The sequence below is a fragment of the Paenibacillus artemisiicola genome (genome assembly GCF_017652985.1).
Taxonomy (GTDB): domain Bacteria; phylum Bacillota; class Bacilli; order Paenibacillales; family Paenibacillaceae; genus Paenibacillus_Z; species Paenibacillus_Z artemisiicola.
The window spans coordinates 455,410-479,212 of sequence record NZ_JAGGDJ010000003.1 but is presented as its reverse complement, the minus strand read 5'-3'; the positions used below and the strand labels follow the sequence as shown (position 1 = coordinate 479,212).

General features: G+C 60.2%; 23 protein-coding genes. 2 read left to right on the top strand and 21 right to left on the bottom strand.

What is annotated here, in order from left to right; all coding sequences use genetic code 11:
• Positions 1-37 precede the first annotated feature (37 nt).
• The 11 genes from smc to I8J29_RS08270 form a co-directional block, all read right to left on the bottom strand.
• A complete protein-coding gene (gene smc / locus I8J29_RS08320; protein ID WP_208847131.1) occupies positions 38-3,613 on the bottom strand; it encodes a chromosome segregation protein SMC in 3,576 nt (1,191 codons plus the stop codon).
• Between the two features lie 206 nt (positions 3,614-3,819).
• Entirely contained in the window at positions 3,820-4,512 is a 693-nt protein-coding gene (gene rnc / locus I8J29_RS08315; protein WP_090637691.1) for a ribonuclease III, read from the bottom strand.
• Positions 4,502-5,743, bottom strand: coding sequence for a beta-ketoacyl-ACP synthase II (gene fabF, locus I8J29_RS08310; protein WP_208847130.1), 1,242 nt, complete (start codon positions 5,741-5,743; stop codon positions 4,502-4,504). The genes rnc and fabF overlap by 11 nt, the downstream gene beginning before the upstream one ends.
• Positions 5,744-5,891: 148 nt before the next feature.
• Positions 5,892-6,128: an acyl carrier protein gene (gene acpP / locus I8J29_RS08305; protein ID WP_090637695.1), complete on the bottom strand. Its 237-nt coding sequence runs from the start codon at positions 6,126-6,128 to the stop codon at positions 5,892-5,894.
• A 95-nt stretch (positions 6,129-6,223) separates the two neighbouring features.
• Complete coding sequence (fabG, locus tag I8J29_RS08300; RefSeq protein WP_208847129.1) at positions 6,224-6,973, bottom strand: 3-oxoacyl-[acyl-carrier-protein] reductase; 750 nt, start codon at positions 6,971-6,973, stop codon at positions 6,224-6,226.
• Positions 6,974-7,073: 100 nt separating this feature from the next.
• The gene (gene fabD / locus I8J29_RS08295; RefSeq protein ID WP_208847128.1) at positions 7,074-8,000 is read right to left on the bottom strand and encodes an ACP S-malonyltransferase; all 927 of its coding nucleotides are present in this window, start codon (positions 7,998-8,000) and stop codon (positions 7,074-7,076) included.
• Between the two features lie 60 nt (positions 8,001-8,060).
• Entirely contained in the window at positions 8,061-9,047 is a 987-nt protein-coding gene (locus I8J29_RS08290; RefSeq protein ID WP_208847173.1) for a beta-ketoacyl-ACP synthase III, read from the bottom strand.
• 14 nt (positions 9,048-9,061) lie between these two features.
• Entirely contained in the window at positions 9,062-10,051 is a 990-nt protein-coding gene (gene plsX, locus I8J29_RS08285) for a phosphate acyltransferase PlsX (RefSeq protein WP_208847172.1), read from the bottom strand.
• A complete protein-coding gene (gene fapR / locus I8J29_RS08280) occupies positions 10,035-10,652 on the bottom strand; it encodes a transcription factor FapR (protein WP_208847127.1) in 618 nt (205 codons plus the stop codon). Before fapR ends, plsX begins: the two co-directional genes overlap by 17 nt.
• A 265-nt stretch (positions 10,653-10,917) precedes the next feature.
• Entirely contained in the window at positions 10,918-11,091 is a 174-nt protein-coding gene (gene rpmF, locus I8J29_RS08275) for a 50S ribosomal protein L32 (protein ID WP_090637702.1), read from the bottom strand.
• A 55-nt stretch (positions 11,092-11,146) separates the two neighbouring features.
• Positions 11,147-11,659: a YceD family protein gene (locus I8J29_RS08270; protein ID WP_208847126.1), complete on the bottom strand. Its 513-nt coding sequence runs from the start codon at positions 11,657-11,659 to the stop codon at positions 11,147-11,149.
• Positions 11,660-11,771: 112 nt separating this feature from the next.
• On the opposite strand from I8J29_RS08270, the gene I8J29_RS08265 reads away from it, so the two are divergent.
• Positions 11,772-13,016 carry a nucleotidyltransferase gene (locus I8J29_RS08265; RefSeq protein ID WP_208847125.1) on the top strand — a complete coding sequence of 415 codons (1,245 nt, stop codon included), beginning with the start codon at positions 11,772-11,774 and terminating at the stop codon, positions 13,014-13,016.
• 96 nt (positions 13,017-13,112) lie between these two features.
• A complete protein-coding gene (locus tag I8J29_RS08260; RefSeq protein WP_208847124.1) occupies positions 13,113-14,291 on the top strand; it encodes a nucleoside recognition domain-containing protein in 1,179 nt (392 codons plus the stop codon).
• On the opposite strand, the gene coaD is transcribed toward I8J29_RS08260, so the two are convergent.
• The 10 genes from coaD to I8J29_RS08210 form a co-directional block, all read right to left on the bottom strand.
• Positions 14,288-14,827: a pantetheine-phosphate adenylyltransferase gene (gene coaD, locus I8J29_RS08255; RefSeq protein ID WP_208847123.1), complete on the bottom strand. Its 540-nt coding sequence runs from the start codon at positions 14,825-14,827 to the stop codon at positions 14,288-14,290. The two genes, I8J29_RS08260 and coaD, sit on opposite strands and share 4 nt — an antisense overlap.
• A 3-nt stretch (positions 14,828-14,830) precedes the next feature.
• Positions 14,831-15,412 carry a 16S rRNA (guanine(966)-N(2))-methyltransferase RsmD gene (gene rsmD / locus I8J29_RS08250; protein ID WP_208847122.1) on the bottom strand — a complete coding sequence of 194 codons (582 nt, stop codon included), beginning with the start codon at positions 15,410-15,412 and terminating at the stop codon, positions 14,831-14,833.
• Positions 15,413-15,610: 198 nt separating this feature from the next.
• Complete coding sequence (locus I8J29_RS08245; RefSeq protein ID WP_208847121.1) at positions 15,611-16,576, bottom strand: ABC transporter ATP-binding protein; 966 nt, start codon at positions 16,574-16,576, stop codon at positions 15,611-15,613.
• Positions 16,573-17,571 carry an ABC transporter ATP-binding protein gene (locus tag I8J29_RS08240; RefSeq protein ID WP_208847120.1) on the bottom strand — a complete coding sequence of 333 codons (999 nt, stop codon included), beginning with the start codon at positions 17,569-17,571 and terminating at the stop codon, positions 16,573-16,575. The genes I8J29_RS08245 and I8J29_RS08240 overlap by 4 nt, the downstream gene beginning before the upstream one ends.
• 24 nt (positions 17,572-17,595) lie before the next feature.
• On the bottom strand, positions 17,596-18,513 hold the full coding sequence (locus tag I8J29_RS08235) for an ABC transporter permease (RefSeq protein ID WP_208847119.1): 918 nt from the start codon (positions 18,511-18,513) through the stop codon (positions 17,596-17,598).
• Positions 18,510-19,445, bottom strand: a complete 936-nt coding sequence (locus I8J29_RS08230) for an ABC transporter permease (protein ID WP_090637720.1) — start codon at positions 19,443-19,445, stop codon at positions 18,510-18,512. The genes I8J29_RS08235 and I8J29_RS08230 overlap by 4 nt, the downstream gene beginning before the upstream one ends.
• Positions 19,446-19,532: 87 nt before the next feature.
• The gene (locus tag I8J29_RS08225) at positions 19,533-21,155 is read right to left on the bottom strand and encodes a peptide ABC transporter substrate-binding protein (protein WP_208847118.1); all 1,623 of its coding nucleotides are present in this window, start codon (positions 21,153-21,155) and stop codon (positions 19,533-19,535) included.
• A gap of 265 nt (positions 21,156-21,420) precedes the next feature.
• Complete coding sequence (locus tag I8J29_RS08220; RefSeq protein WP_240545975.1) at positions 21,421-22,623, bottom strand: peptidylprolyl isomerase; 1,203 nt, start codon at positions 22,621-22,623, stop codon at positions 21,421-21,423.
• A 155-nt stretch (positions 22,624-22,778) separates the two neighbouring features.
• Entirely contained in the window at positions 22,779-23,468 is a 690-nt protein-coding gene (locus I8J29_RS08215; RefSeq protein ID WP_208847117.1) for an LrgB family protein, read from the bottom strand.
• Positions 23,458-23,802: a CidA/LrgA family protein gene (locus tag I8J29_RS08210; protein ID WP_208847116.1), complete on the bottom strand. Its 345-nt coding sequence runs from the start codon at positions 23,800-23,802 to the stop codon at positions 23,458-23,460. Before I8J29_RS08210 ends, I8J29_RS08215 begins: the two co-directional genes overlap by 11 nt.
• Between the last annotated feature and the right edge of the window lies 1 nt (position 23,803).

The following is a 23,803-nucleotide window of genomic DNA, read 5'->3' as shown; positions in this document are numbered from 1 at the left end:
CTTGTATACGTTCGAAACGGTTGTTCGGGTGCAGCAATTACGCGGAGACCGGTTCGTCGTCCTCCAGGCGGACGGACACGAGCTTCGAGACGCCGCCCTCTTCCATCGTGACCCCGTAGAGCACGTCGGCTTCCTCCATCGTGCCCTTGCGGTGCGTGACGACGATGAATTGGGTCAGTTCCGAGAATTCCCGTAGATACTGGGCGAAACGCGCCACGTTCGCTTCGTCGAGCGCCGCTTCGACTTCGTCCAGCACGCAGAACGGTACCGGCTTCACCTGCAGAATGGCGAACAGCAACGCGATCGCCGTCAGCGCGCGCTCGCCCCCGGAGAGCAGCTGCAGGTTTTGCAGCTTCTTGCCCGGCGGCTGCGCGACGATATCGATGCCGCTATCGAGCACCCGATCGGGCTCTACCATGATCAGGTCGGCGCGCCCGCCGCCGAACAGCTTCGCGAAGACGACGACGAAATGCCCGCGGATCGCCTCGAACGTCGTCTTGAACCGGCGGCTCATCTCGTCGTCCATCTCGCGGATGACCTGATACAGCGTCGTCTTCGCCTCGATGAGGTCGTTCTTCTGGTCGTTCAGGAACGTGTAACGCTCCTTGACGCGCTCGTATTCGTCGATCGCGCCGAGATTCACTTCGCCCAGGCCGGAGATGCGCCGCTTCAAATCGCGCACTTCGTTCTGCAGCGCGAGCACGTCCTCCGGAACGGGATAGCGCTCCTTGGCGAGCTCGTAGCTGAGCTCGTACTCTTCGCTCAGCTTGCGCAGCAGGTTGTCGAGCTCGACGTCGAGCCGGTTGACCGCGATCTCGATCTGGCGCAGCTGGTCTTCGACGCTGCGCAGCTGGGCCCGCTGCTCCTTCGTCTCGCTCTCGCCCTGCTCGAGCTCGCGGGTCAGCTCCGCGCGCGCCGCGCGCTTCAGATCCGTCTGCTCGGCGCAGCCGTCCTTCTTCAGCTTAAGCGCGTTCAGCTGCTCGAGCTGCTTGGCGCTCTCTTCGCCGTGGAGACGCAGCTCCTCGTCCTGCCGCTGCAGCATGTCGCGGATGCCCGACAGCTCCTGCTTGGCCCGTCCGATATCGGAACGGATCCGGGCGGCTTGGTCCTCGAACGACATTTTCTCCTGGTCGGTCTTCGCGAGCGAAATCTTCAGATCCGTCAGCTGATCCTGCAGCTGCTCCTTCGCGGATTCGCCGGCCTTCCGCCGTTCTTCCGCCTGGCGGATCGCTTCTTGAAGCCGCGCTTCCTCCCGCGTCAGAGCCTCGAGCCGCTCTTCCGCCGCTTTGGCGGAATGGCTCAGCTGCTGCTGCTCGGTCTTATGGCCTGCGCTGTCCGCTTGGAACAGCTGCGCCTGCTCGTCCAAAATCCGCTTTTCTTTGTCCACGGACTGCAGCTCCGCGCGCAGATGCTGCTCGTCGATGCGCAGCTTCTCGCCCAGCTCGCGCAGCTCGTCGACCTTCTGGTTGCGGATCGACTGCTCCTTGCGCAAATCGCCGATCTTGTCGCGCAGCTTCGCGAGCTGCTCGTCCGTCGTTTTGATTTCCTCGTCCAACTGCTCGATTTGGCGCTGCCGGCCGAGCAGGTTGGCGCCTTTCTTCTGAATGCTGCCCCCGGTCATGGAACCGCCGGCGTTCACGACGTCGCCTTCCAGCGTCACGACCCGGAACCGATATTGAATCCGGGAAGCGATTCGGTTTGCCTGCTCCAGCGTCTCGGAGATGAGCACGTTGCCGAGCAGGTTCTCCACGATGTTCGCGTATTTCGCGTCGCAGGACACGAGCTCGGACGCGACGCCGACGAAGCCTTCCAATCCCGCGATCGTCCGGCGGTCATGGTCCGGAATGTTCCGGCTGCGGATGACGTCGAGCGGCAGGAACGTCGCGCGGCCCAGCTGGCGCGACTTCAGGAACGCGATCGCCGCCCGCGCGCTGCGCTCGTCGTTCATGACGACGTGCTGCAACGCGCCGCCGAGCGCGGTCTCGATCGCGAGCTCCACTTTCTCCGGCACGCGGACGAGCTCCGCGACCGCGCCGTGCACGCCTTCGACCCCGCCCGTCGTGCGGCGCGACGCCTTCAGGATTTCCCGGACGCCGTGCATGAAGCCGTCCAGATCGTCCTGCATTTCCTTCATCGTATCGCGGCGGGACGTCAGCGCGTCGAACTTCTGTTCCCACTTGCGCGCGGCCGTCTGCGATTCTTCCAGCAGCTTCTGGCCGTTCTGCAGCCCTTCGGCTTCCGAGATGTAGCGGTTCCGCATCTTGTTGATGTCGGCAAGCGTCGTCTCGAGCTTATCGTTCAGTTCCGTTCGCCTTGCCGTCAGCTGCGCGTGCTGTTCCTGCCACTTGGCATGCTCGTCTCCGAGCCGATCCATGCGGCGCTGCAGCGCTTCTTCCTGCTGCATGGCGTAGCGGATCTCGTTGCGCAGCTGCGCCATCGTGCTCAGCACGTCCAGCAGCTCGCCCTTGAGCGATTCCTCCGCGTCGCCCGAAGCGGACGCGTTCGTGCCGAGCAGCTGCGCCTCTTCCGCGACCAGCTTCTTCCGCAGCGCCTCGAGCTCGTTGTCGAGCAGCGCGGCCTTGCTGCGGAACTCCGCCTCTTCCTTGGTCAAGGCGGCGATCCGCTCGTTTTGCGCCGCGAGCGATGCATCCAGCTGCGCGCGGTTGTGCTCCAGGTTGCGCTTGCGCTCCTTCAGCACCTCGCCGTAACCTTCGCATTTCTCGTATTCCTCGCTGTACTGCAGCATCGCCTCGTGCAGCCGGTCGAGCGACTCTTCCAGGTCGCGCAGCTTGAGACGGTCCTTCTCCAGCGTGGCGTCGTGCTTGCTTACGACCGTGGACAGCGCCAGCTGCTCTTCCTGCAGCTTGCCCATCCGCGCGTTCGACTCCGTCCACGTTTTGTGCACCGACTCGATGTTATGTACGTACATGGAGATTTCCGCGGTTTTCAGTTGATCGCGCAGCTGCTTGTACTGAATCGCCTTCTCCGATTGGACGCGAAGCGGTTCCACCTGATCTTCGAGCTCCGTGACCAGGTCGTGAATGCGCAGCAGGTTGGATTCCGTGTCCTCCAGCTTCTTCTGCGCCTCGCGCTTGCGGGACTTGTACTTCACGATTCCGGACGCCTCTTCGAAAATCCCCCGGCGATCCTCGGAGCGCGTGCTCAAAATCTCCTCGATCCGGCCTTGTCCGATAATGGAATACGCTTCTTTCCCGATTCCCGTATCCATGAACAATTCCGTTATATCCTTCAGTCGGCACGACTGCTTGTTGATCAAGTATTCGCTTTCGCCGCTGCGATGCACCCGGCGCGTCACGGTCACTTCGTTGTAATCGAGCGGAAGCGCCCCGTCCCCGTTATCCAGGGTCAGCGAAACTTCGCCGAAATTGACCGCCTTGCGCGCGTCGCTTCCCGCGAAGATGATATCTTCCATTTTGCCGCCGCGCAGGCTCTTCGCGCTCTGTTCGCCCAATACCCAGCGGATGCTGTCGCTGATGTTGCTCTTTCCGCTGCCGTTCGGGCCGACGACCGCCGTAATGCCGCGGACAAATTCCAGCTCCGTCTTGTCGGCAAACGATTTAAATCCAGCCAACTCTATCCTTTTCAGGAACATCGCTTACCTTCACCTCAACGCCTATTGTACCATACTTGCCGCTTCAGGGCAGGTCGAAATCCGTCGAAACCCTTGTCGAACGCGCCGGTCAGCGGTCGTTCCCAACCCCATATTTGGGAGTAAAACCCAAACATTCAAGATCGCTTGAAAAATGAAAAAATCCCGGCACCAGGGGTAACCAGAATTTTCAACATGCCGCTATTCCGTTACTTCGACAGTTTCCGCCATGCTTCCGCCGCCGCCTGCTGCTCGGCTTCCTTCTTCGTCCGTCCGCTGCCGGAGCCGTACGCCGTCTCGCCGATGAAGACTTCGACGACGAATTCGCGGTCGTGCGCGGGTCCGCGCTCCTCGACGATGCGGTATTCGATCGCGCCCATGCCCGCTTGCTGCGCCTTCTCCTGGAGCGTCGACTTGAAGTCCTTGCCGACCATGACGCCGTCGTTGTCGATATGCGGAAACAAATGCAGGGCCAGAAACGACCGGACCGTGTCCAATCCTTGATCCAAATAAATCGCGCCGACGAATGCTTCGAACAAATCCGCGAGCAGCGCGGGACGCTGCCTTCCGCCGAGCTGTTCCTCGCCGCGCCCGAGCAAAATATGCTTGCCGAGGTCGAGCATCTCCGCGAACCGCGCGAGCGACGCCTCGCACACGATCGAGGCGCGCATGCGGGTCAGCTGCCCTTCCGGCCGATCCGGAAACGTCCGGTACAAATACTCCGATACCGTCAGCTGCAAGATGGCATCCCCGAGAAACTCGAGCCGCTCGTTATGCTCCGTGCCGCTCTGCCGGTGCTCGTTGACGTACGAGGTATGCGTGAACGCCTGCCGAAGCAGCTTATTCGCACGAAAACGGAGCTGCAGGCGTTGCTGCAGCTCTTCGAAATGATCATGCTTCATATTTCTTCATCACGATCGTCGCGTTATGGCCGCCGAAGCCGAACGAATTCGACAACGCGATCTTGACGTCCGCTTGGCGCGGCACGTTCGGCACATAATCGAGATCGCATTCCGGATCTTGATTGTCCAGGTTGATCGTCGGCGCGATAATGCCGTTCGTCAAGGTCAAGCCGAGAATGACGGCTTCCACGCCGCCGGCCGCGCCTAGCAAATGGCCGGTCATCGATTTCGTGGAGCTGACCGCCAGCTTGTACGCATGCTCGCCGAACGTTTTCTTGATCGCCGTCGTTTCCGACCTGTCGCCGACCGGCGTCGACGTGCCGTGCGCGTTGATGTAATCGATCTGCGACGGTTCCAGTCCGCCGTCGCGGAGCGCCTTCGCCATGCAGCGGGCCGCGCCGTCCGGATCCGGCTCCGTCATATGATGGGCGTCGCCGCTCATGCCGTAGCCGATGACTTCGGCGTAGATGCGGGCGCCGCGCTTTTGCGCGTGTTCCAGCGATTCCAGCACCAGGATGCCGGAGCCTTCGCCCATGATGAAGCCGTCGCGGTCCGCGTCGAACGGACGGGACGCTTTCTCGGGCTCTTCGTTACGCGTCGACATGGCGCGCATGGAGCAGAAGCCCGCCAAGCCCGTAGGCCGGATCGTCGCTTCCGCGCCGCCGCAAATCATCATGTCGGCGTCGCCGCGCTGGATCAATTTATAGGAATCGCCGATGGAGTGCGTTCCCGTCGCGCACGCCGTGACGGCCGTGCTGTTCGGGCCTTTCGCCCCCGTAGTCATGGACACTTGGCCCGACGCCATGTTCGCGATCATCATCGGAATGAAGAACGGGCTGACGCGCTTCGGACCCTTCTCCAGCAGGATATTGTGCTGGTCCTCCCACGTGCCGAGGCCGCCGATGCCGGAGCCGATCATGACGCCAATGCGTTCCGCGTCGACGTCCGTACCGATGCCGATGCCGGCATCCTTGACGGCATTCTGGCTCGCGACGACCGCGAATTGCACGAAGCGGTCCATGCGGCGCGCTTCTTTCTTGTCGATCCCGTAATCTTCCGGGTTAAAGTTCTTGATCTCTGCCGCGATGCGGGTCGGATATTCGGTCACGTCGAACGCTTCGATCTGCGAAACGCCGGACTTCCCTTCCATCAAATTGCCCCAAAACGTATCCAGTTCGGAACCGAGCGAAGTCATAACCCCCATGCCCGTAACGACTACTCTCTGTTTCATGTCTATTCACCTCGAAATGGGGACTCGAAAATCCCTGCTCTATCTATAAAAACGCTAATGCGCTTTCAGCTGTTAGGAATGCAAAATCTTTCGCATCGCACCAATATGGAGAGAAGTCCCGCTTTGCAACGGGACTTGTCATTTTTTATTACTTCGCCAGAGAAGTTATGTAGTTAACGACTTCCCCTACACTCGTAATTTTCTCTGCATCTTCATCAGAGATTTCCATATCGAATTCGTCTTCCAGTTCCATGACCAATTCGACGACGTCAAGAGAGTCCGCTCCGAGATCTTCTTTAAACGAAGCTTCAAGCGTCACTTCCGACTCGTCAACGCCAAGGCGGTCGACAACGATGCGCTTTACACGATCATATACATCGGACATCCGGTTCACCTCCTCCATGGTATTATACGAGAATTGCGGACAAAATGCCATACATCAAACGGCTCGCCCGCTTTTACAGGCCATGTGCGAAAAAACTACATGTACATGCCGCCGTCGACATGAATCGTCTGGCCGGTCATGTAGGCAGCCGCCTCCGACGCCAGGAAACGGACCGCGGATGCGATATCCTTCGGATCGCCGAGCCGGGCGAGCGGAATGTCCGCCTGCAGCTTTTCGCGCATCTCCTGCGGCAGCTTGTCCGTCATGTCCGTCTGGATGAAGCCCGGCGCGACGCAGTTGACCGTGATGCCGCGCGAAGCCAGCTCGCGCGCGGACGCCTTCGTCAGACCGATGACGCCGGCTTTCGCGGCGACGTAGTTGGCCTGGCCGGGATTGCCCAGAACGCCGACGACGGACGAGATGTTGATGATGCGGCCGGAACGCTGCTTCATCATTTGGCGCGTCACGGCCTTGACGCCGTTGAACACGCCCTTCAGATTCGTCTCGATGACTTGGTCGAACTCTTCTTCCTTCATGCGCATGATTAGGTTGTCACGCGTAATGCCCGCGTTATTCACCAAAATGTCGATCGCCCCGAACGTTTCGACGACTTGCTTGACCATGCCGTCGAACTCGTCGGCTTTGCCGACGTTCCCTTTCAGCACGAGCGCGCGGCGTCCGAACGCCTGCACCGCTTCCGCGGTTTCGGACGCGGCCGCTTCGCTGCCGGAATAGTTGATCGCGACGTCCGCGCCGGCTTCCGCCAAGGCGATCGCGATCGCGCGGCCGATGCCGCGGGACGCGCCCGTGACGAGCGCGGTTTTGCCTGTAAGATCTGCGAACACTGTGATTCTCCTTCCCCCTAAATCCCCCTTCCCAGGAAGGGGGACCCCAAAGGACTCCGTCCTCTGGACACCTGAATGGTATAACGTTGGCGTGGCCGAGCTACAGCGCGGCGGCTTTCAGTGCTTCCAGGCTGTTGATCGAGACGACGCTGACGCTCTTGTCGATCTTCTTGATCAAACCGGCGAGCACCGTGCCCGAGCCGATTTCGACGAAGGCGTCGACGCCCTGCTCGATCAGATAGCGCACGCTGTCTTCCCAGAGCACCGGCGAGTAGACTTGCTCTTCGAGCAGCCCCCGAATGTCGGCGTTCGCCGTTACCGGGCGCGCCGTGACATTGGCGATCACCGGCACGGACGCATCCCGCATGGCGACGTTCGCCAGAACGTCCTTCAACCGCTCGGCGGCCGGCTTCATGAGCGAAGAGTGGAACGGTCCGCTCACCTCCAGCGGGATGACGCGCTTGGCGCCGGCTTCCTTGCCGCGTTCGACCACGGCTTGTACTCCCGCAGCCGTGCCCGATACGACGATTTGGCCCGGGCAGTTGACGTTCGCGAGCTCCACCGCGCCGGCGTCGGCCGAGACCGATGCGCACAGCGCCGCCAGCGCTTCGCGTTCGGCGCCGAGCACCGCCGCCATGGCGCCTTGGCCGCTCGGCACCGCCTGCTCCATGAATTCCCCGCGCGCGCGAACCGTGCGCACCGCGTCCGCGAAAGACAACGCGCCGGCCGCGACGAGCGCGCTGTATTCGCCGAGCGAATGGCCGGCGACGAAGTCCGGCTTCAGCGGGCCGTCCTTCAGCGCCTCGAGGAACGCGACGCTAACGGCAAGCAGCGCGGGCTGCGTGTTGACCGTTTGCTTCAGCTTCTCCTCCGGTCCTTGGAAGATCAGCTCGCTCAGCTTGAAGCCGAGCGCTTCGTCGGCGGCTTCGATTACGGCCCGGGATGCGGGAATCGCTTCATAGATATCCTGCCCCATGCCGACCGCCTGCGCGCCTTGGCCGGGAAATACGAATGCGGTTTTGCCCATCGATAAACGACCTCCGACTTTAAAATTCTGCGAATAAGATAACCGATGATTGGTCGATGATTACCAAACCAGGACCGACGCGCCCCACGTCAACCCGCCTCCGAAGCCGACCAGCACGATCGTATCGCCTTCGCCCACGCGTTGCTGTTCGACGGCTTCCGCCAACGCGATCGGAATGGACGCCGCCGAGACGTTGCCGTATTTATCGAGGTTGATCATGCACTTCTCCTGCGGCAGGTCCAATCGGTTCAGCGCCGACTGGATGATCCGGATGTTCGCCTGATGCGGCACGAGCAGGTCGATCTCGCTCTTGTCGACGCCCGCTTTGCGAAGCGCCTCTTCCGCGGCGTTGCCCATGATCCGCACGGCGAACTTGTACACCTCGTTGCCGGCCATATAGATGAAGTGCTGCTTGCCTTCGACGCTGTCCGCGGTAGACGGCATCCGCGAGCCGCCCCCGCACACGCGAAGCAGTTCGCCGCCTCCGCCGTCCGCGCCGAGCTCGAACGATTTGAACCCGCGGCCTTCGGGCACTCGGCCCAAGACGACCGCGCCCGCGCCGTCCCCGAACAGGATGCACGTGTTGCGGTCGGTATAATCCGTAATCCGTGACAAGCATTCCGCGCCGACCACCAGCACGTGCTTGTACATGCCGGTCGCGATCATGTTGCTCGCCGTCGCCAGGCCGTAGATGAAGCCCGAGCAGGCCGCCGACAGATCGAACGCCGCCGCTTTCCGAGCGCCGAGCTTATCCTGCACCAGGCAGGCGGTCGACGGGAAAAACATGTCCGGCGTAATCGTCGCGACGATGATCAAGTCGATATCCTCGGCCGTCAGCCCGGCCGCCGCGATCGCCTCGAGGGAAGCCTGGTACGCGAGGTCGGAGGTCGCCTGCTCCGGCGCGGCGATGCGCCGCTCCCGCATGCCGGTCCGCGTGACGATCCACTCGTCGTTCGTCTCCACCATCTGCTCCAGGTCTTTATTCGTCAAAATGCGTTCGGGCACGTATTTGCCGGTGCCGATGACGCCTACGGGGTGCAGCTGCATGTTCATGCTTCCACTCACTTCCTGCTAATTTCGGCGGCGATCGAAGCCACCAGGTTGCTTTCGATCGCCAATTTCGCTTGGCGGACCGTGTTTTTGACGGCTTTGACGTCGGACGACCCGTGACATTTGAAGACGAGTCCGTTGATGCCGAGCAGCGGCGCGCCGCCGTGCTCGTTGTAATCCATCTTTTTGCGGAGCAGGCGGAGCTTCGGCATGACGACCGCGGCCGCCAGCTTCGACAGCAGCGAGCTGGAAAAGACGTCGCGAAGCGTCTTGAACAACGTGCCGGCCGTGCCTTCCATCGCTTTCAGCATGATGTTGCCCGCGAAGCCGTCGCAGACGAGCACGTCGCAGTTGCGCAGCAGCACGTCCCGGGCCTCCACGTTGCCGATGAAGTGAATCGGCGCGGCTTCCAGCAGGTCGTACGCCGCCTTCGTGAGCTCGTTGCCCTTCATCGCCTCGGTGCCGACGTTCAACAAGCCGACGCGCGGCTTGTTCAGTCCGTTCATTTTGGCCCGGTAGATGCTGCCCATGATCGAGTACTGCAGGAGATGCTCCGGCTTGGCATCCATGTTCGCGCCCAGATCGAGCGCGAGCACGCCTACGTCGTCCATCGTCGGCAGCATGGAGACGAGCGCCGGGCGCTCGATGCCCTCCAGCCGTCCGACGACGAGCAGGCCGGTCGTCATGAGCGCGCCGGTGTTGCCCGCCGAGAGCATGGCTTCCGCCTTGCCTTCGCGGACCAACTGCCCCGCCATGACCATCGACGACGACTTCTTGCGGCGCACCGCCTTCACCGGCTCGTCGTCCGGGCCGATGACGTCGTCCGCGTGAACGATCTCGATGTTCGGCGGCACCTGCGCGCCGAGATGCGTCTTGATTTGTTCCGCGTCCCCTACGAGCAGGAGCCGGACGCCGGGCATTTCCGACGCTGCTTCCAAGGCGCCCTTAACGATAAGCGAGGGGGCATGGTCGCCTCCCATCGCGTCAATTGCGATCCGCACCATCCAATCCTCCTTCGATGACCGACTCGCCAGCGGAACGATAAATGAGAAAGCTGCCCTGGAACACCATTTCGTCGCTTACATAAGAAATGACTTCGACCTTCGCTTTGCTGCGGCCGCCGGAAATGGACCTTACGTATGCTTTGGCAATGCATTTCTCGCCAAGCTTGACTTGCCGGACGAAGCGGATGTCCGCTTTCGCCGTCAAGGCGATTTCATCGTTGATGACCGCGACCGCGAGCGAATTCGCCTGCGCGAACACGTGATGGCCGCGGGCGATGCCGGTTCTGGAAAAAACATGCTCGTCTTTGATTTCGAATACGGAAATGCCGCTGCGATCCAGCTGCAAATCCACGATATCGCCGATCACTTCGTGCAGCGGCAGGGAACGGACCGGATCGTACGAACGTTCGGCCATCAGCTTCATCCGCTCCCGCAGCTCGGGAATGCCGAGCTCCAGCCGGTCGAGCCGCACCGTCTGGATGCTGACTTTCAGCCTGCGCGTCAGCTCTTGGTCCGTTATGAAAGGATTGTCTTCGATCAGCGACGTCAACAGCTGGTGACGCTCTCGTTTGGGAAGCCGTTCGATGGTCCGCACCACCTTTGCCTGTTGGTCTAAGTATATGGCCCCGGTCCGCGTTCATACGCGGCGAGACCGAACCGGCGCCCGTACCCGGGAAAGACAACCGCGTTACAATCAGCTATTATAACCAGGTACTAACAGTATATAGAAGAACGCCGCTCCGCGCAATGTCGGACGGACGGCCGGCATAAAAATAGCACTTCATCCGACGATGAAGTGCCGCTCGCGCCTGCCATCAAGAAATAGCACCCCATCTTGCGATGAAGTGCTATTCGCGCTCAAACTATTGTTTGATGATTTCTCTCGATTTGTAGGTTCCGCAAACTTTGCATACGCGGTGAGCCAGTTTCAATTCTCCGCATTGATCGCATTTCACCATGCCCGGCACCGCCAGTTTGAAATGCGTGCGGCGTTTGTCACGACGCGTTTTGGACGTTCTACGTTGTGGTACTGCCATGTTTCCCACCTCCTTAACAGAATTGCATCGAACCGCGCCCAGGAGCGAAGACTCCTTAGGACTGCGAATCCTTAAACAAGTCCTTCAATGCGGCAAGCCTCGGATCGATCCGATCGTTCGAACATCCGCAATTGTGCTCATTCAGATTGGTTCCGCACGTATGGCACAGGCCCTTGCAGTCCTCGCCGCAGAGCGGCACGAAGGGCAGCGCAAGCAGCAGCATCTCTTCGAGCATCGGCTCGAGCTCCAGCTTGTCCTCCTCCACCGGCGTGACGTCTTCCGGCTCCGACCCGTCCATGCTCGCTTCCAACTTGAAGCGCTCGTGGAACGGCAGCACGACGTGCTCCTTGGTCGGCTCCAAGCAGCGGGAGCAAGACAATTCCACGTCGAGGGACAGTTCGCCCTCCACATGGGCAATCCCTTCTTCGCCCCACGCCTTCGCGTTCACGTCCATCGGACTCGCGCTCAGGACATCCTTGCGCACTTGCTTCAGCCAATCGGTGTCCAAGCTGGTCTTGAACGTCGTCGCCGTCGGTTTGGCGGCCACTTCCCGTACATGAATCTCCATGGTATCACTCCAAACAAACAAAGTTTATTATATCGATTCTCGGATCGTTTTGTCAACATTTTCACGTCGTGCTATAGTGAAAAAGATACGAAAAACGGACGGAGGTCGGACGATGCGCACGGTCGGCATCATTGTCGAGTACAACCCGTTTCACAACGGTCATCTCTATCATTTGCAGCAATCGCTGAAAATAACGAATTCCGACGCCGTGGTCGCGGTCATGAGCGGCCATTTCCTGCAGCGGGGCGAGCCCGCGCTGCTCAACAAATGGACGCGCGCCGAGATGGCGCTGCGCGGCGGCTGCGACGTCGTCATCGAGCTGCCCGTCGCCTACTCCACGCAGGCGGCGGAATGGTTCGCCTACGGCGCCGCGGCGCTGCTCGACGCGACCGGCGTCGTGGACGCGCTCTGCTTTGGCAGCGAAGCGGGCGACATCGCGCCGCTGCGCCGGGTCGCGCGGCTGCTCGCGCGCGAGCCGGCCGCCTTCGCCGGGCTCATGGCGGCCGAGCTGCGCACGGGAGCGAGCTATCCCGGCGCCTACAGCGCCGCCGTCCGGCGGTTCATGGCCGAGGCGGGCGACGCGGAAGCCGCGGACTTCCCGTTCGAGCAGCCGAACAATACGCTCGGGCTGCATTATCTGCTGGCGCTGGAGCGGCTGGGCAGCGCCATCGAGCCCTTCTCCCTGCGCCGGGAGAAGGCCGGCTACGCGCAGACGACGATTACGGACGCGCAGATCGCGAGCGCGACGGCGATCCGCAAGCTCGTCGCGGAGTCGGCATCGCCGGCGGGCGCCGCGCCGTTCGTGCCCGCCTCGACGCTCGAGCTGCTGCTGCGGGACGACGCGCTCGGCAGAGGCCGAAACGGCTGGGAACGGTACGCCCTGCAGCTGTTTCACAAATTGGCGGGCGAGCCGGCGGACGTGCTCGGCCGCTATCACGAAATGAGCGAAGGACTGGAGCACCGCGTCAAACGGCTGCTTCCCGAGCTCGATGCCGTCGCCTTCGAGCCGCTGCTCGAGCGGCTGAAGACGAAGCGCTACACGCGCACGAAGCTGCAGCGCGCCCTGCTCGCCGTCCTGCTCGGGCACGGCAAGGAACAGCTCGCGCCGGACCGGCTGCGAAGCGGCGTGCAGTACATCCGCGTGCTCGGCTTCAGCCCGCGCGGCCGCGAGCTGCTGAAGCGCATGCGCACCGCCGCCAAGCTGCCGATTCTGAACAGCGCCGCCGGAGCGCCGGGCGAATATCCGTATTTGACGCTGGACGTCCAAGCCACCTCGGTCTATGCCCTGGGCTGGCCCAACGCCGCGCCCCGGGATCTGTTCCGCGATTACTACGAGAAACCGGTCACGATCGGCTAGCGCGGAGCGAAGCAGGTCTATCCGCGCACAGACAAGCGTACACATGTAATGGCCCTGGCATGGCCAGGCCCTACCCTGTACGTGGAGCGTGGTACGATGAAACGCACCGTAACGCTTGCCCTATTATCCATCCTGCTCGTCGCGGCCATCATCATGAAGCCGGACGAAGCGTTCCGGGCCTCGCTGCAAGGCTTGACGGTCTGGTGGAATATCGTGTTCCCGGGATTGCTTCCGTTCCTGACGCTACTGGAGCTGATGACGGCGTTCGGCGTCGTCCATGCCTTCGGCACGCTCCTGCAGCCGCTGATGCATAAGCTGTTCCGCCTGCCAGGCGAAGCCGGCGTCGCCGTTGCCTTCGGATGGACCGGGGGATTCCCTTGCGGCGCCGAAGCGACGTCGTCGCTGCGCAAAAGCGGCGCCTTGACCGCCGCCCAAGGCAACCGCCTGCTGGCGCTGGCGCATATGCCCAACCCGATCTTCATCATCGTCGTGGTCGGGACGGGTTTCCTGCATCGCCCCGAGCTCGGCGTCGCCATCCTGCTCGTCGTCTGGCTCGCGGCGCTCGCGCCGGCGCTCGCGCTCGCAAGATTGGCGAAGCGCGAGCGGGCCGAGTCGGCCTCCCCGCCGCCGGCCAATCTCCTTCGCCGGGCCGCGGCCGCGATGCGGGACGCCCGAAAGCGCGACGGCCGCTCGTTCGGCAAGCTCCTGGGCGACGGCGTCACCGCCGCCGTCTACAAATTGATGGCCGTCGGCGGCTTCATGATTTTCTGCGCCGTGCTCGTAAGGCTGCTGGCGCCGGCGATTCCCGGCATCGTGCCGGCCTACGCGCTCCCCGGCTTGATCGAAAGCCACATTGGCTCCTATGCCGCCGCAACCGCTTCGTTCGCCGGCGGGCTGCCTTGGAAAGCCGCGGCGGCGGCGGCGGTGCTCAGCTGGGGCGGCTTCAGCGCCATGCTGCAGGCCGGCGCGGCGGTCATCGGCGCCGGTCTCTCCCTGCGGCTGCTGGCCGTATCCCGCGTGCTGCAAAGCGCGATTGCGTTTCTGCTTATGCTGCTGGCCTGGAAGCCAATCTCTCGGCTCACGGACGGCATCGCGCCGGCTTTCTCGGCGTTCTCCGGGCGAGAGGCGACGTCCTTCGTTCCTTCGGGCGCCGTACGCGCGTCCGAGCTGCATACGCTATGGCCGTACGCGCCCGCCGTGCTGCTCGCGTTCGTCGGCGCGCTGCTCTTGCTGTCCGCCCTCTCCGCGATCGCGGCCAAGCTGCGGCTTCGTTAGCCTTGCGGTCCGTTCGCGCCCGCGCTTTCCGAGAACTTGGCGATCAGCGCCCGCTGCACTTCGGGCGGCACCAAATCCTGCACGTTTCCGTGGAACATCGCGATCTCTTTCACGATGCTGGAGCTTAGATATGAATATTTCGGATTCGTCATCATGAATATCGTTTCGATGTCGCCGTCCAATTGATGGTTCGTCGACGCCATCTGAATCTCGTATTCGAAATCCGTCACGGAGCGGATGCCGCGCACGATAACGTCGGCCTGCCGCGACTTCATGAAATGGACGAGCAAATCGCGAAAGCTGTCGACGGTCACGTTCGGCAAATCCTGCGTCACCTCCGCTAACAGCTGCTTGCGCTCCTCGACGCTGAACAGCGGCTTCTTGCTCGTATTGTTCAGCACCGCCACGATCAAGTGATCGAACTGCTTCGCGGCACGCCGGATAATGTCCAAATGCCCGCACGTGACCGGATCGAAGCTGCCGGGATAAACCGCCACGCGGCCCCCGGGCGATCCGGTTGTTGGTGTTGCTTCCATGATTCAATCCTCCGTTGGCTCTTGCCCGTTCTCCGCTTCGTAGCGGTAAATCGTAACCGCGGTGTCGCCGTAATGCGTATGTTTGATTTGGCTGTAATGATCCATCGCTTCGGGATACAGATGCTCCGCGTCGTGCTCCACGACGAGCTTGGCGCCATCCTCCAGCAGCCCGCGCTCCGCCAACTCCCCCATCAGGACGTCCATGTCCTTCATTCGGTACGGCGGATCCAAGAACACGAGCGCGAACTTTAACTGCCGCTTGGCCAGCGCCTTGACGGCCCGCACGGCGTCGGTTCGATAAATTTCCGCGCGATCCGACATGCCCGCCGCCTGCACGTTCTGCTTCACGACTTCGATGCTGGCCCCTTCCAAATCGACGAACACGGCCCTGTCCACTCCCCGGCTCAGCGCCTCGATGCCCAATCCGCCCGTGCCGGCGAACAAATCGAGCGCCAAGCCGCCGTCGAAATACGGACCGATCATGCTGAAGATCGCTTCCTTCACTTTATCGGTCGTCGGGCGCGTGCTTTTGCCCGGCACCGCTTTTAAAGACCGGCCTTTCGCCGTGCCTGATATGACTCTCAATGCCGCGACTTCCCCTTTCCTCTGCAACCAACCCGCATACGCTAGATATCGTATCACAATTCGACCGGCAAATTAAAGAACGGGCGGTCCCGCAGCCCTAAAAAATCCGCCTCCGCCTCCGTCGCCGTTCCCTCGGTCAAAAATTAAAAAGCGTTCCGCCGAACGGCGGAACGCTTTTCTACTATAATAAGGGCGGAATTACGCGTAATGGCAAGCTGCCCAGTGGTTCGGTTCCACTTCGCGGAACGCCGGCACCTCCGCGGCGCACTTCTCCGTCGCGAACGGACAGCGCGTGCGGAACGGACAGCCGCTCGGCGGATTGATCGGGCTCGGCAGGTCGCCGGACAGGACGATGCGCTCCTTGTGATCGGCGACGTCGAGATCCGGTACCGGAATCGCCGACATCAGCGCCTTCGTGTACGGATGCTTCGGGTTCGCGTAGAGCTCTTCGCTCTCCGCGAGCTCCACCATCTTGCCCAAATACATAACGGCTACGCGGTCGCTGATGTGCTTGACCATCGCCAGGTCGTGCGCGATGAACAAGTACGTCAGGCCGAAGTCGCGCTGCAAATCCTGCAGCAGGTTGACCACTTGCGCTTGGATCGACACGTCGAGCGCGGAGATCGGCTCGTCGCAGACGATGAATTTCGGATTGACCGCGAGCGCGCGGGCAATGCCGATCCGCTGGCGTTGGCCGCCGGAAAATTCATGCGGATACCGCGACGCATGCTCCGGACGAAGTCCGACGCGGTCGAGCAGACGCTCAACCTGCAGACGGCGGTCCTTGCTTCCGTTCGCCAGGCCGTGAATATCCAAAGGTTCGGCGATCAAATTCTCGACCGTCCACCGCGGGTTCAGCGACGCATACGGGTCCTGGAATACCATCTGCATTTCGCGGCGCAGCGCCTTCAGCTTGGAGCCTTTGGCTTTCATGATGTTCTCGCCTTTGAAATTAACGGCGCCGTCCGTCGGCTCGTACAGCCGGAGAATCGTACGGCCGGCGGTGGATTTGCCGCAGCCGGACTCCCCTACCATGCCGAGCGTTTCGCCTTCGCGAATGCCGAAGCTGAGGTCGTTGACGGCTTTCAGCGTCTGATTCCCGCCGACTTGGAAAAACTTTTTCAAGTGATCGACTTCGATCAACACGTTGTCTTTCTTGCTCATGCGCTCGCACCCTCTTTCATGGCCGGGTCATGGAGCCAGCAGCGCGCCGTTTGCGTCTCGCTGATCGTGTAGTTGACCGGATCGTTGTCGACGCAGATGCGCATCGCTTCGTCGCAGCGCGCACAGAACGCGCAGCCCTTCGGCGGAGCGGACATATCCGGCGGCGTCCCGACGATCGGAATGAGCGGCTCGTCCTTGCTGTGGTCCAGGCGCGGCAGGGAACGCAGCAGGCCTCTCGTGTAAGGATGCTGCGGGTTTTTGAAGATTTCGTACTTCGTGCCCGTCTCCACGACTTTGCCGGCGTACATGACGACGACGCGGTCGCAGGTTTCGGCCACGATGCCGAGGTCATGCGTGATCAGGATGATGGACGTGCCTGTTTTCTCCTGCAGCTCTTTCATCAGCTGCATGATTTGCGCTTGAATCGTCACGTCGAGCGCGGTCGTCGGCTCGTCGGCGATCAGCAGCGCCGGGTTGCACGCGAGCGCGATCGCGATCATGACGCGCTGGCGCATGCCGCCGGAGAACTGGTGCGGGTATTGGCGCACGCGGTCTTTGGCGTTCGGGATGCCGACCAACGTCAGCAGTTCGATCGCGCGGTCCGTCGCCTGCGATTTCGTCATGTTCTGGTGCTTGATCAGCACCTCGCTTATTTGGCGCCCGACCGTGAGCGTCGGATTCAAGGACGTCATCGGATCCTGGAAAATCATGCCGATTTCATGGCCTCGGATCGCTTCCATTTCCTTCTCGGATTTCTTGAGCAAGTCTTCGCCCATGAATTCGATGGAACCTTGCTTGTATTCGCCCGGAGGCGTAGGGATCAAGCGAAGAATCGATTGGGCCGTGACGCTTTTGCCGCTGCCCGATTCGCCGACGATCGCTACGGATTCGCCGCGTTTGACATCCAGAGTGACGCCGCGCACAGCTTGTACTTCTCCACCGCGCACATGAAACGAGATATGCAAATCGTTGATGCTTAATATCGGATCGTTCATAGAGCTCACTCCCAGCGCTGAAATTTATTTTTTCATTTTCGGGTCGAATGCGTCCTGCAGACCGTCCCCGAAAATATTAAAGGCAAGCATCATGATGCTAAGCAGGGATGCCGGAATAAACATCGTCCATGGATAGAGCGTCCAGGACGAAATGGCTTCGCCGATCAAGGAACCGAGCGACGCGGCCGGCGATTGTACGCCCAGACCCAAGAAGCTGAGGAACGCCTCGGAGAAAATCGCCGACGGCACCGACAGGGTGACCGTAACGATGATCGGGCCGAGCGTGTTCGGAATCAAGTGCTTGAACAGGATGCGCGCGTTGCTTGCGCCCATCGACTGCGCCGCCAGGACGTACTCCTGGTTTTTCAGCTGCAGGATCTGGCCGCGGACGATCCACGACATCGTAATCCAGCCCGTAATCGACAACGCGATGATAATGGTCGTCAGGGACGAGCCCATAACGACGCTGAGCAGGATGACGACGAGCAAGTGCGGAATGGCGTAGAGCATTTCCGCGATTTTGTTCATGGCGCCGCCGATCCGCTTGCCGGCGTAGCCCATGATGCCGCCGTAGATAATGCCGATGATCAGATCGAACAAAGCGGCCGCGATGCCGACCGTAAGCGAGATGCGAACGCCCAGCCAAGTGCGGGTAAATAAATCACGGCCCAGATTGTCTGTTCCGAACCAGTGCTTGGCCGACGGGGCCGCGAACGTATCGTCGAGGTTATTCGTGTACGACGTATACGGCGACAGCATCGGACAAACGATGGACAGCACGGCAATGACGATCAAAATATACAAACCGGTCATGGCCCAGCTGTTGCTGCGGAGCCGTGCCCAAGTAATTTGCCAAGTTGAACGGCTCTCGGTTACGATAACCTCGGCCTCGGTATGCTTTTTTTCCAAACGTTCGAACGGAGACGGAGCAGTTTGACTCATGATTTAACTACACCTCCGCTCAATTTAATGCGTGGATCCACAAAGATGTACAGGATATCCGTAACGAAGCGTGCGGCCATCAGAATGACGGCATAAAAAATCGTAATCCCCATGATAAGCGTATAGTCACGGTTCATGACGCTGTCCACGAAGTAAGCGCCCAAGCCTGGGAGTCCGAAAATTTGTTCGACGACGACGGAGCCGGTAATGATGTTCGCGGTCATAGGTCCCAAATACGTCACGACGGGCAGAATCCCGTTGCGCAGGCCGTGCTGCCACAAAATCGCCCGCGGCGTCAAGCCTTTGGCCTTCGCGGTGCGAATATAGTCGGACGTAAGCACTTCCAGCATGGTCGAACGGGTCAGACGCGCGATAAACGCGATCGGAAGCGTACACAACGCAATCGTCGGAAGCACGTAGTCCAACGGACCTTCCAAGCCCGCAACGTGAAAAATCGGCACTTTAACCGCCAAAAAATATTGAATGATCGCGCCGATAACGAAGTTCGGCACGGAAATGCCGATAACGGCAAGAAACATCGCCGTATTGTCGACGAGCCCGCGATGCCGAAGCGCGGCCATCATGCCCAAATAAACCCCGATAATGACAGAAACAACGACCGCGATCGCACCGACTTTCGCAGACGTTCCGAAGGAATCCGATATGATGCTGGTCACCGTACGGTTTTGGCTTTTCATCGACAATCCGAGATCGAATTGAAACAGCTTCTTCATGTAGATCAAGTATTGCTCGCCCAGCGGTTTGTCCAAACCGTAGTGCGCCATGATGTTCGCCTTAATTTCCGGTGGAATAGCCTTCTCTTGGGTGAAAGGGTCCCCAGGGACTGCTTTCATTAAAAAGAAGGTTGCGGTGGCTAGAATCAGAAGGGAAAACACGATGTTGATAAGCTTACCACCCAAGTACCGAACCATCCTAAGCACTCTCCAATCATAGAGAAGGGATATATATGGGTATACCACATATATCCCTATGTCCCCTGAATTCTTATTGCTTATTTTTTATTTTTCGATCGTGATGTGCGAGTAGTCGATGTTGCCGCTGTAGTCGACTACGTAGTTCTTCACGTAAGGTTTGATCAGCTGAGCGGACGAGTAGTAGTAGATCGGCATGATCGCCATGTTGTCTCCGATCAGGATTTTCTCCGCTTTCGCCATCGCGTCTACGCGTTTTTGTTGATCGTTCGTGCTGTACGCTTCTTTAACAAGCGCATCATACTCCGGATTTTTGAAGCCGATGTCATTGTTGCCGCCTTTCGACGTGAACATGTCGATGAACGTCATCGGATCGTTGTAGTCGGCGCCCCAGCCTGCGCGAGCGACGTCGTAGTTCAGGCTTTGACGGTTTTTCAGGAACACTTTCCATTCCTGCAGCTCGAGTTTGACGTCGATGCCGAGGTTTTCTTTCCACATGTTCGCGATCGCTTCCGCAACCGTTTTATGCAGGCCTTCGTTGAAGGAAAGCGAGAATGCCGGCATCGATGTCATGCCTTCTTCTTTCAGACCTTCCGCGAGCAGTTCTTTCGCTTTCGCTACGTCTTCTTTGAAGTAGTCGTCCTTCACTTCGGAACGGTACTCGCCGCTCACGCCGTGGATACCGGTCGATACGAAACCGTAAGCGGGAACTTGTCCGGCTTTCGTGACTTTGTCGACGATGTCCTGACGGTTGATCGCCATCGAGAGCGCTTCGCGCACCTTGACGTTGTCGAACGGTTTCTTCGTGTTGTTGAAGTTGTAGTAGTACGTGCTTGCGATGCCTTTGATGGACAGCTCTTTGCTGTTTTCTTGACGGTACTTGTCCAGCTGTTCGGCCGGAATGCTGCCCGTAGGCGCGCCAGCCCAGTCGAGTTGGCCGGTTTTGTACATGTTCAGCTCGGTGTTCGGGTCTTTAACCATCGAGAATTTGACGCTCGTCAGCTTGATGTTGTCTTTATCCCAATAGTTTTCGTTCGGCACGAGCTCGATCGAGTCGCCGTGTTTCCACGATTTCATCTTGAACGGACCGTTGCCGATGTAGCCGTTTGCTTCCGCGAAGTTCGCGTCTTTTTTCACCGGATAAGCCGTGAAGAACGCCGCGATGTTCAGGAAGTAAGGCGTAGGGTTTTCCAGGTCGACTTCAAGCGTCTTGTCGTCGAGCGCTTTGACGCCGAGCTGGCTCGGATCCGTGATGTGGTTCGGATTGTCCGTCGCGATGTTGTAGTTCTGGCCGTTCTTGATGTAATAGAGCTGGTAAGCGTAAGGCGCTGGCGGGTTGAGCTTCGGGTCGAGCGTGCGTTTCCACGAGTACTCGAAGTCTTGCGCCGTTACCGGGTCCCCGTTGGACCATTTTGCATTGTCGCGCAGATGGAACGTGTATTTTTTGCCGTCCGCGGAAACGTCCCATTTCTCGGCAACGCCCGGTACGATGTTACCGTCGGCGTCCATGCGCGTGAGACCTTCGAAGAGGCCCGAAAGTACCGTAAACGATACTTGGTCTTGCGCTTGCGAGACGTCAAGACTAGGCGGTTCGGACGTCAGGTTCATCCGGAACGTTTCGCCGGAGCCCGATCCGCTCTTCCCGCAGGCAGCCAAAACTCCTGTCAGGACCAGCATGAGTGAAACTAAAAGCAGCATTTTCTTTTTCATTCTTCAGAGCCCGCCTCCATGCAAAATGTATAATTTTTTAAATCCTGTAGCCAATCATACATCCTTTTTTACAATTTGTAAAACACAATTTGAACGCTTGTAAAGATTTACTATCCCTTTATGTCAACTAAGTTGACATTTATGTAACTGGTAGCGGATTCATGGTTGATACGCCTCAGTTTCCTTATCATTATATCCGTAACGCAAAAAAGCACCGCAGGCCAAATTATGGCTTGCGGTGCTTCTACTTGCTTAATTGGCGAGCTTATTTGCTCGTCGTCGCGTTGCCTGTCGCAGCGTTGCCCGTCGGGACGTTGCCGGTCGCAGCGTCGCCCGTCGCGGCCGCGTCGGTCGAGAGCGTATTCGTGATTTGCGATTTCTTCTTCAAGTCGTCCAGCCATGCCGTCGACAGGTCGGAGACTTTCGACTGGATCAGCTGTTCCTTGATCTCGTCTTTCTTCTCGGCCAGCGTCGCCGCTTTGGCTTCGTGACGGTCCGTGACCTTGATGATGTGGTAGCCGTATTGCGATTTGACCGGCTCCTTCGTCATTTCGCCGACCTTCAGCGCGAACGCCGCTTTCTCGAAAGCCGGATCCATGGCGCCTTTGCCGAAGAATCCGAGGTCGCCGCCGTTGTCCTTCGAGCCCGTATCCGTCGATTTCTCTTTGGCCAGCGCCGCGAAGTCCGCGCCGCCTTCGAGCTGCTTGATGATCGCGTCGGCTTCTTCTTTGGTCGCGACGAGAATATGCGACGCTTTGACTTCTTCCGGCTGATCGTATTGCGCTTTGTTCTGGTTAAAATAATCTTCGACGTCCTTCTCCGTCACTTGCGCCTGCGGCTCGAGGATTTTGCGGATCCGCAGCTGCATCGGCGTTTGCGCCTTCAGGTCGTCCAGCGACATGCCGCTTTGCTGCAGCGCGCTTTCGAACTCGGCTTCCGACGGGAAGCGCTTCTTGATGTTCTCGATTTCCTTGTCGACGTCCGCATCGGAGATGGTTATGTTCTTCTTGTCGGCTTCCTGCTTGATGAGTTCGTCCTGGATCAGGTTGTCCATCGTTTGCGCGCCGCCGAGCTTGGCCATCGCGTCATAGAGCTGATCCTTCGTGATCGATACGCCGTTGACGGAACCGACCGCCTGCTTGCCCGAGCTGCCGCCGAACGGAGGCTTGATCAATACGACGATCAGAATCAGCGCGAGACCCAGGGAAATATACATCCACGCCTTGCCGCCGCGGGACGGCTTCGAGACGAATGCCGCAGGCGCCGCCCGGCGCGCGTCGTCTTCCCGCTCTTCTTCGTCCCGATCGAAAGGCTCGTCCTTATGATCGTCCGCGTCCGCGAACTCGGCCTCGTTCGCCGCTGCTTCGCGTTCGCGCGCGGTTTCTTCGGTATCTGCGCTCGCTTGGGTGGTGTCTTGCTCCAACGATTGCTCGTTGTCCTGCTTCAATTCTTTCTCTTTGTCGTTCAACTTGAAATCTCCCTTCCGGCAATTGGCTGTCGTCTTATCTCTACTGTGTCACTATAGCAGAAAAAATATCGACAAACCTTAAGAAAAGATAAAAGTTGACTCGACAGGTTTCGATCGCGGTTCGTTCGCGATCCGTTCGCGATCCGTTCGCGCGTTTAAAGCAGCCACGCATGCACGGGAAGCAGCAGCACCGGCGTAAATACCGCGCTCGCCGCCATCGCGAAGCCGCTGAGTCCGCCGCGTTCCTCCGATTCCGCGATCAACCGCGCGGAACCGATGCCGTGGGCGGCGGCGCCGATCGCAATGGAGGACGCGATCTTGCCGGAGACGCCGCACAGCCGCATCAGCCACGGCCCCGTCACGCTGCCGAACAGGCCGGTCAGCACGGTCAGCGCCGCCGTCAATGCCGGCGAACCTCCGAGCCAGCCGGACAAATCCACGGCCACCGCCGAGGTGACAGACTTCGGCAGCGCCGAGCGCAGGAAGGCGCCGGTGCCGCCGAAAGCGAGCACGCACGCGGCATTGACGAGCAGACCTAGCGCGCTCCCGGTCAGAGCGCCGAGGAGCAGCGACGGCAGCATCGCCTTCAGGCGCATGGCGTGCTTGTACAGCGGGACCGCCATCGCCACCGTCGCCGGCCCGAGGAAGAACGACACGAGATCGCCGCCGATGCGGTACGCGTCGAACGAAATGCCCGCAATCCGGAGGCAAAGGTAGACGATCAAAGGCGCGCCGATCAGCGGATGGAGCCACGGGAGCCTCCGGTATGCGAAGACGGCCGCCGCGTATGCCGCGAGCGTAAGCGTCGTTCCGAGCAGCGGATCGGCGAGCAGATTATCGTTCATGCCGCGCCGCCTCCCTTTTCTCCCGCCCGCGCATCAGCCATTTCATCGCGAGCCCCGTTCCGAACATCACGGCCGACGTGCCGGCCGTGAGGCCGACGAGCGCCGCCAGCCACGATTCTCCCAGCATCGGCGCGACCGCGGCGGCTCCCGCGAGCAGCGGCACGAAGAACAACATCATGTGCTTGGTCAAAAACGCCGCGCTGCCCTCGACCCATTCCAGCTTGATCACCCGCAGGAACAGCGCGGCCGTCAGCAGCAGCAGCCCGAGCACATGCGACGGCAGCGGCACGCCGGCCGCTTGGTGAAGCAGGAAGCCGGCCCCGTCAAAGCCCATA

Bases quoted from the DNA above. Each gene is read 5' to 3' on its own strand.
- I8J29_RS08245 (WP_208847121.1), bottom strand. From the start codon at position 16,576: ATGAGCAAGAAAGACAACGTGTTGATCGAAGTCGATCACTTGAAAAAG.
- I8J29_RS08290 (WP_208847173.1), bottom strand. From the start codon at position 9,047: ATGCAGCTGCACCCCGTAGGCGTCATCGGCACCGGCAAATACGTGCCC.
- I8J29_RS08215 (WP_208847117.1), bottom strand. From the start codon at position 23,468: ATGAACGATAATCTGCTCGCCGATCCGCTGCTCGGAACGACGCTTACG.
- I8J29_RS08260 (WP_208847124.1), top strand. From the start codon at position 13,113: ATGAAACGCACCGTAACGCTTGCCCTATTATCCATCCTGCTCGTCGCG.
- rnc (WP_090637691.1), bottom strand. From the start codon at position 4,512: ATGAAGCATGATCATTTCGAAGAGCTGCAGCAACGCCTGCAGCTCCGT.
- fabF (WP_208847130.1), bottom strand. From the start codon at position 5,743: ATGAAACAGAGAGTAGTCGTTACGGGCATGGGGGTTATGACTTCGCTC.
- acpP (WP_090637695.1), bottom strand. From the start codon at position 6,128: ATGTCCGATGTATATGATCGTGTAAAGCGCATCGTTGTCGACCGCCTT.
- I8J29_RS08270 (WP_208847126.1), bottom strand. From the start codon at position 11,659: ATGGAGATTCATGTACGGGAAGTGGCCGCCAAACCGACGGCGACGACG.
- I8J29_RS08210 (WP_208847116.1), bottom strand. From the start codon at position 23,802: ATGGGCTTTGACGGGGCCGGCTTCCTGCTTCACCAAGCGGCCGGCGTG.
- I8J29_RS08265 (WP_208847125.1), top strand. From the start codon at position 11,772: ATGCGCACGGTCGGCATCATTGTCGAGTACAACCCGTTTCACAACGGT.
- I8J29_RS08230 (WP_090637720.1), bottom strand. From the start codon at position 19,445: ATGGTTCGGTACTTGGGTGGTAAGCTTATCAACATCGTGTTTTCCCTT.
- I8J29_RS08225 (WP_208847118.1), bottom strand. From the start codon at position 21,155: ATGAAAAAGAAAATGCTGCTTTTAGTTTCACTCATGCTGGTCCTGACA.
- fabD (WP_208847128.1), bottom strand. From the start codon at position 8,000: ATGGGCAAAACCGCATTCGTATTTCCCGGCCAAGGCGCGCAGGCGGTC.
- coaD (WP_208847123.1), bottom strand. From the start codon at position 14,827: ATGGAAGCAACACCAACAACCGGATCGCCCGGGGGCCGCGTGGCGGTT.
- I8J29_RS08240 (WP_208847120.1), bottom strand. From the start codon at position 17,571: ATGAACGATCCGATATTAAGCATCAACGATTTGCATATCTCGTTTCAT.
- rpmF (WP_090637702.1), bottom strand. From the start codon at position 11,091: ATGGCAGTACCACAACGTAGAACGTCCAAAACGCGTCGTGACAAACGC.
- smc (WP_208847131.1), bottom strand. From the start codon at position 3,613: ATGTTCCTGAAAAGGATAGAGTTGGCTGGATTTAAATCGTTTGCCGAC.
- I8J29_RS08235 (WP_208847119.1), bottom strand. From the start codon at position 18,513: ATGAGTCAAACTGCTCCGTCTCCGTTCGAACGTTTGGAAAAAAAGCAT.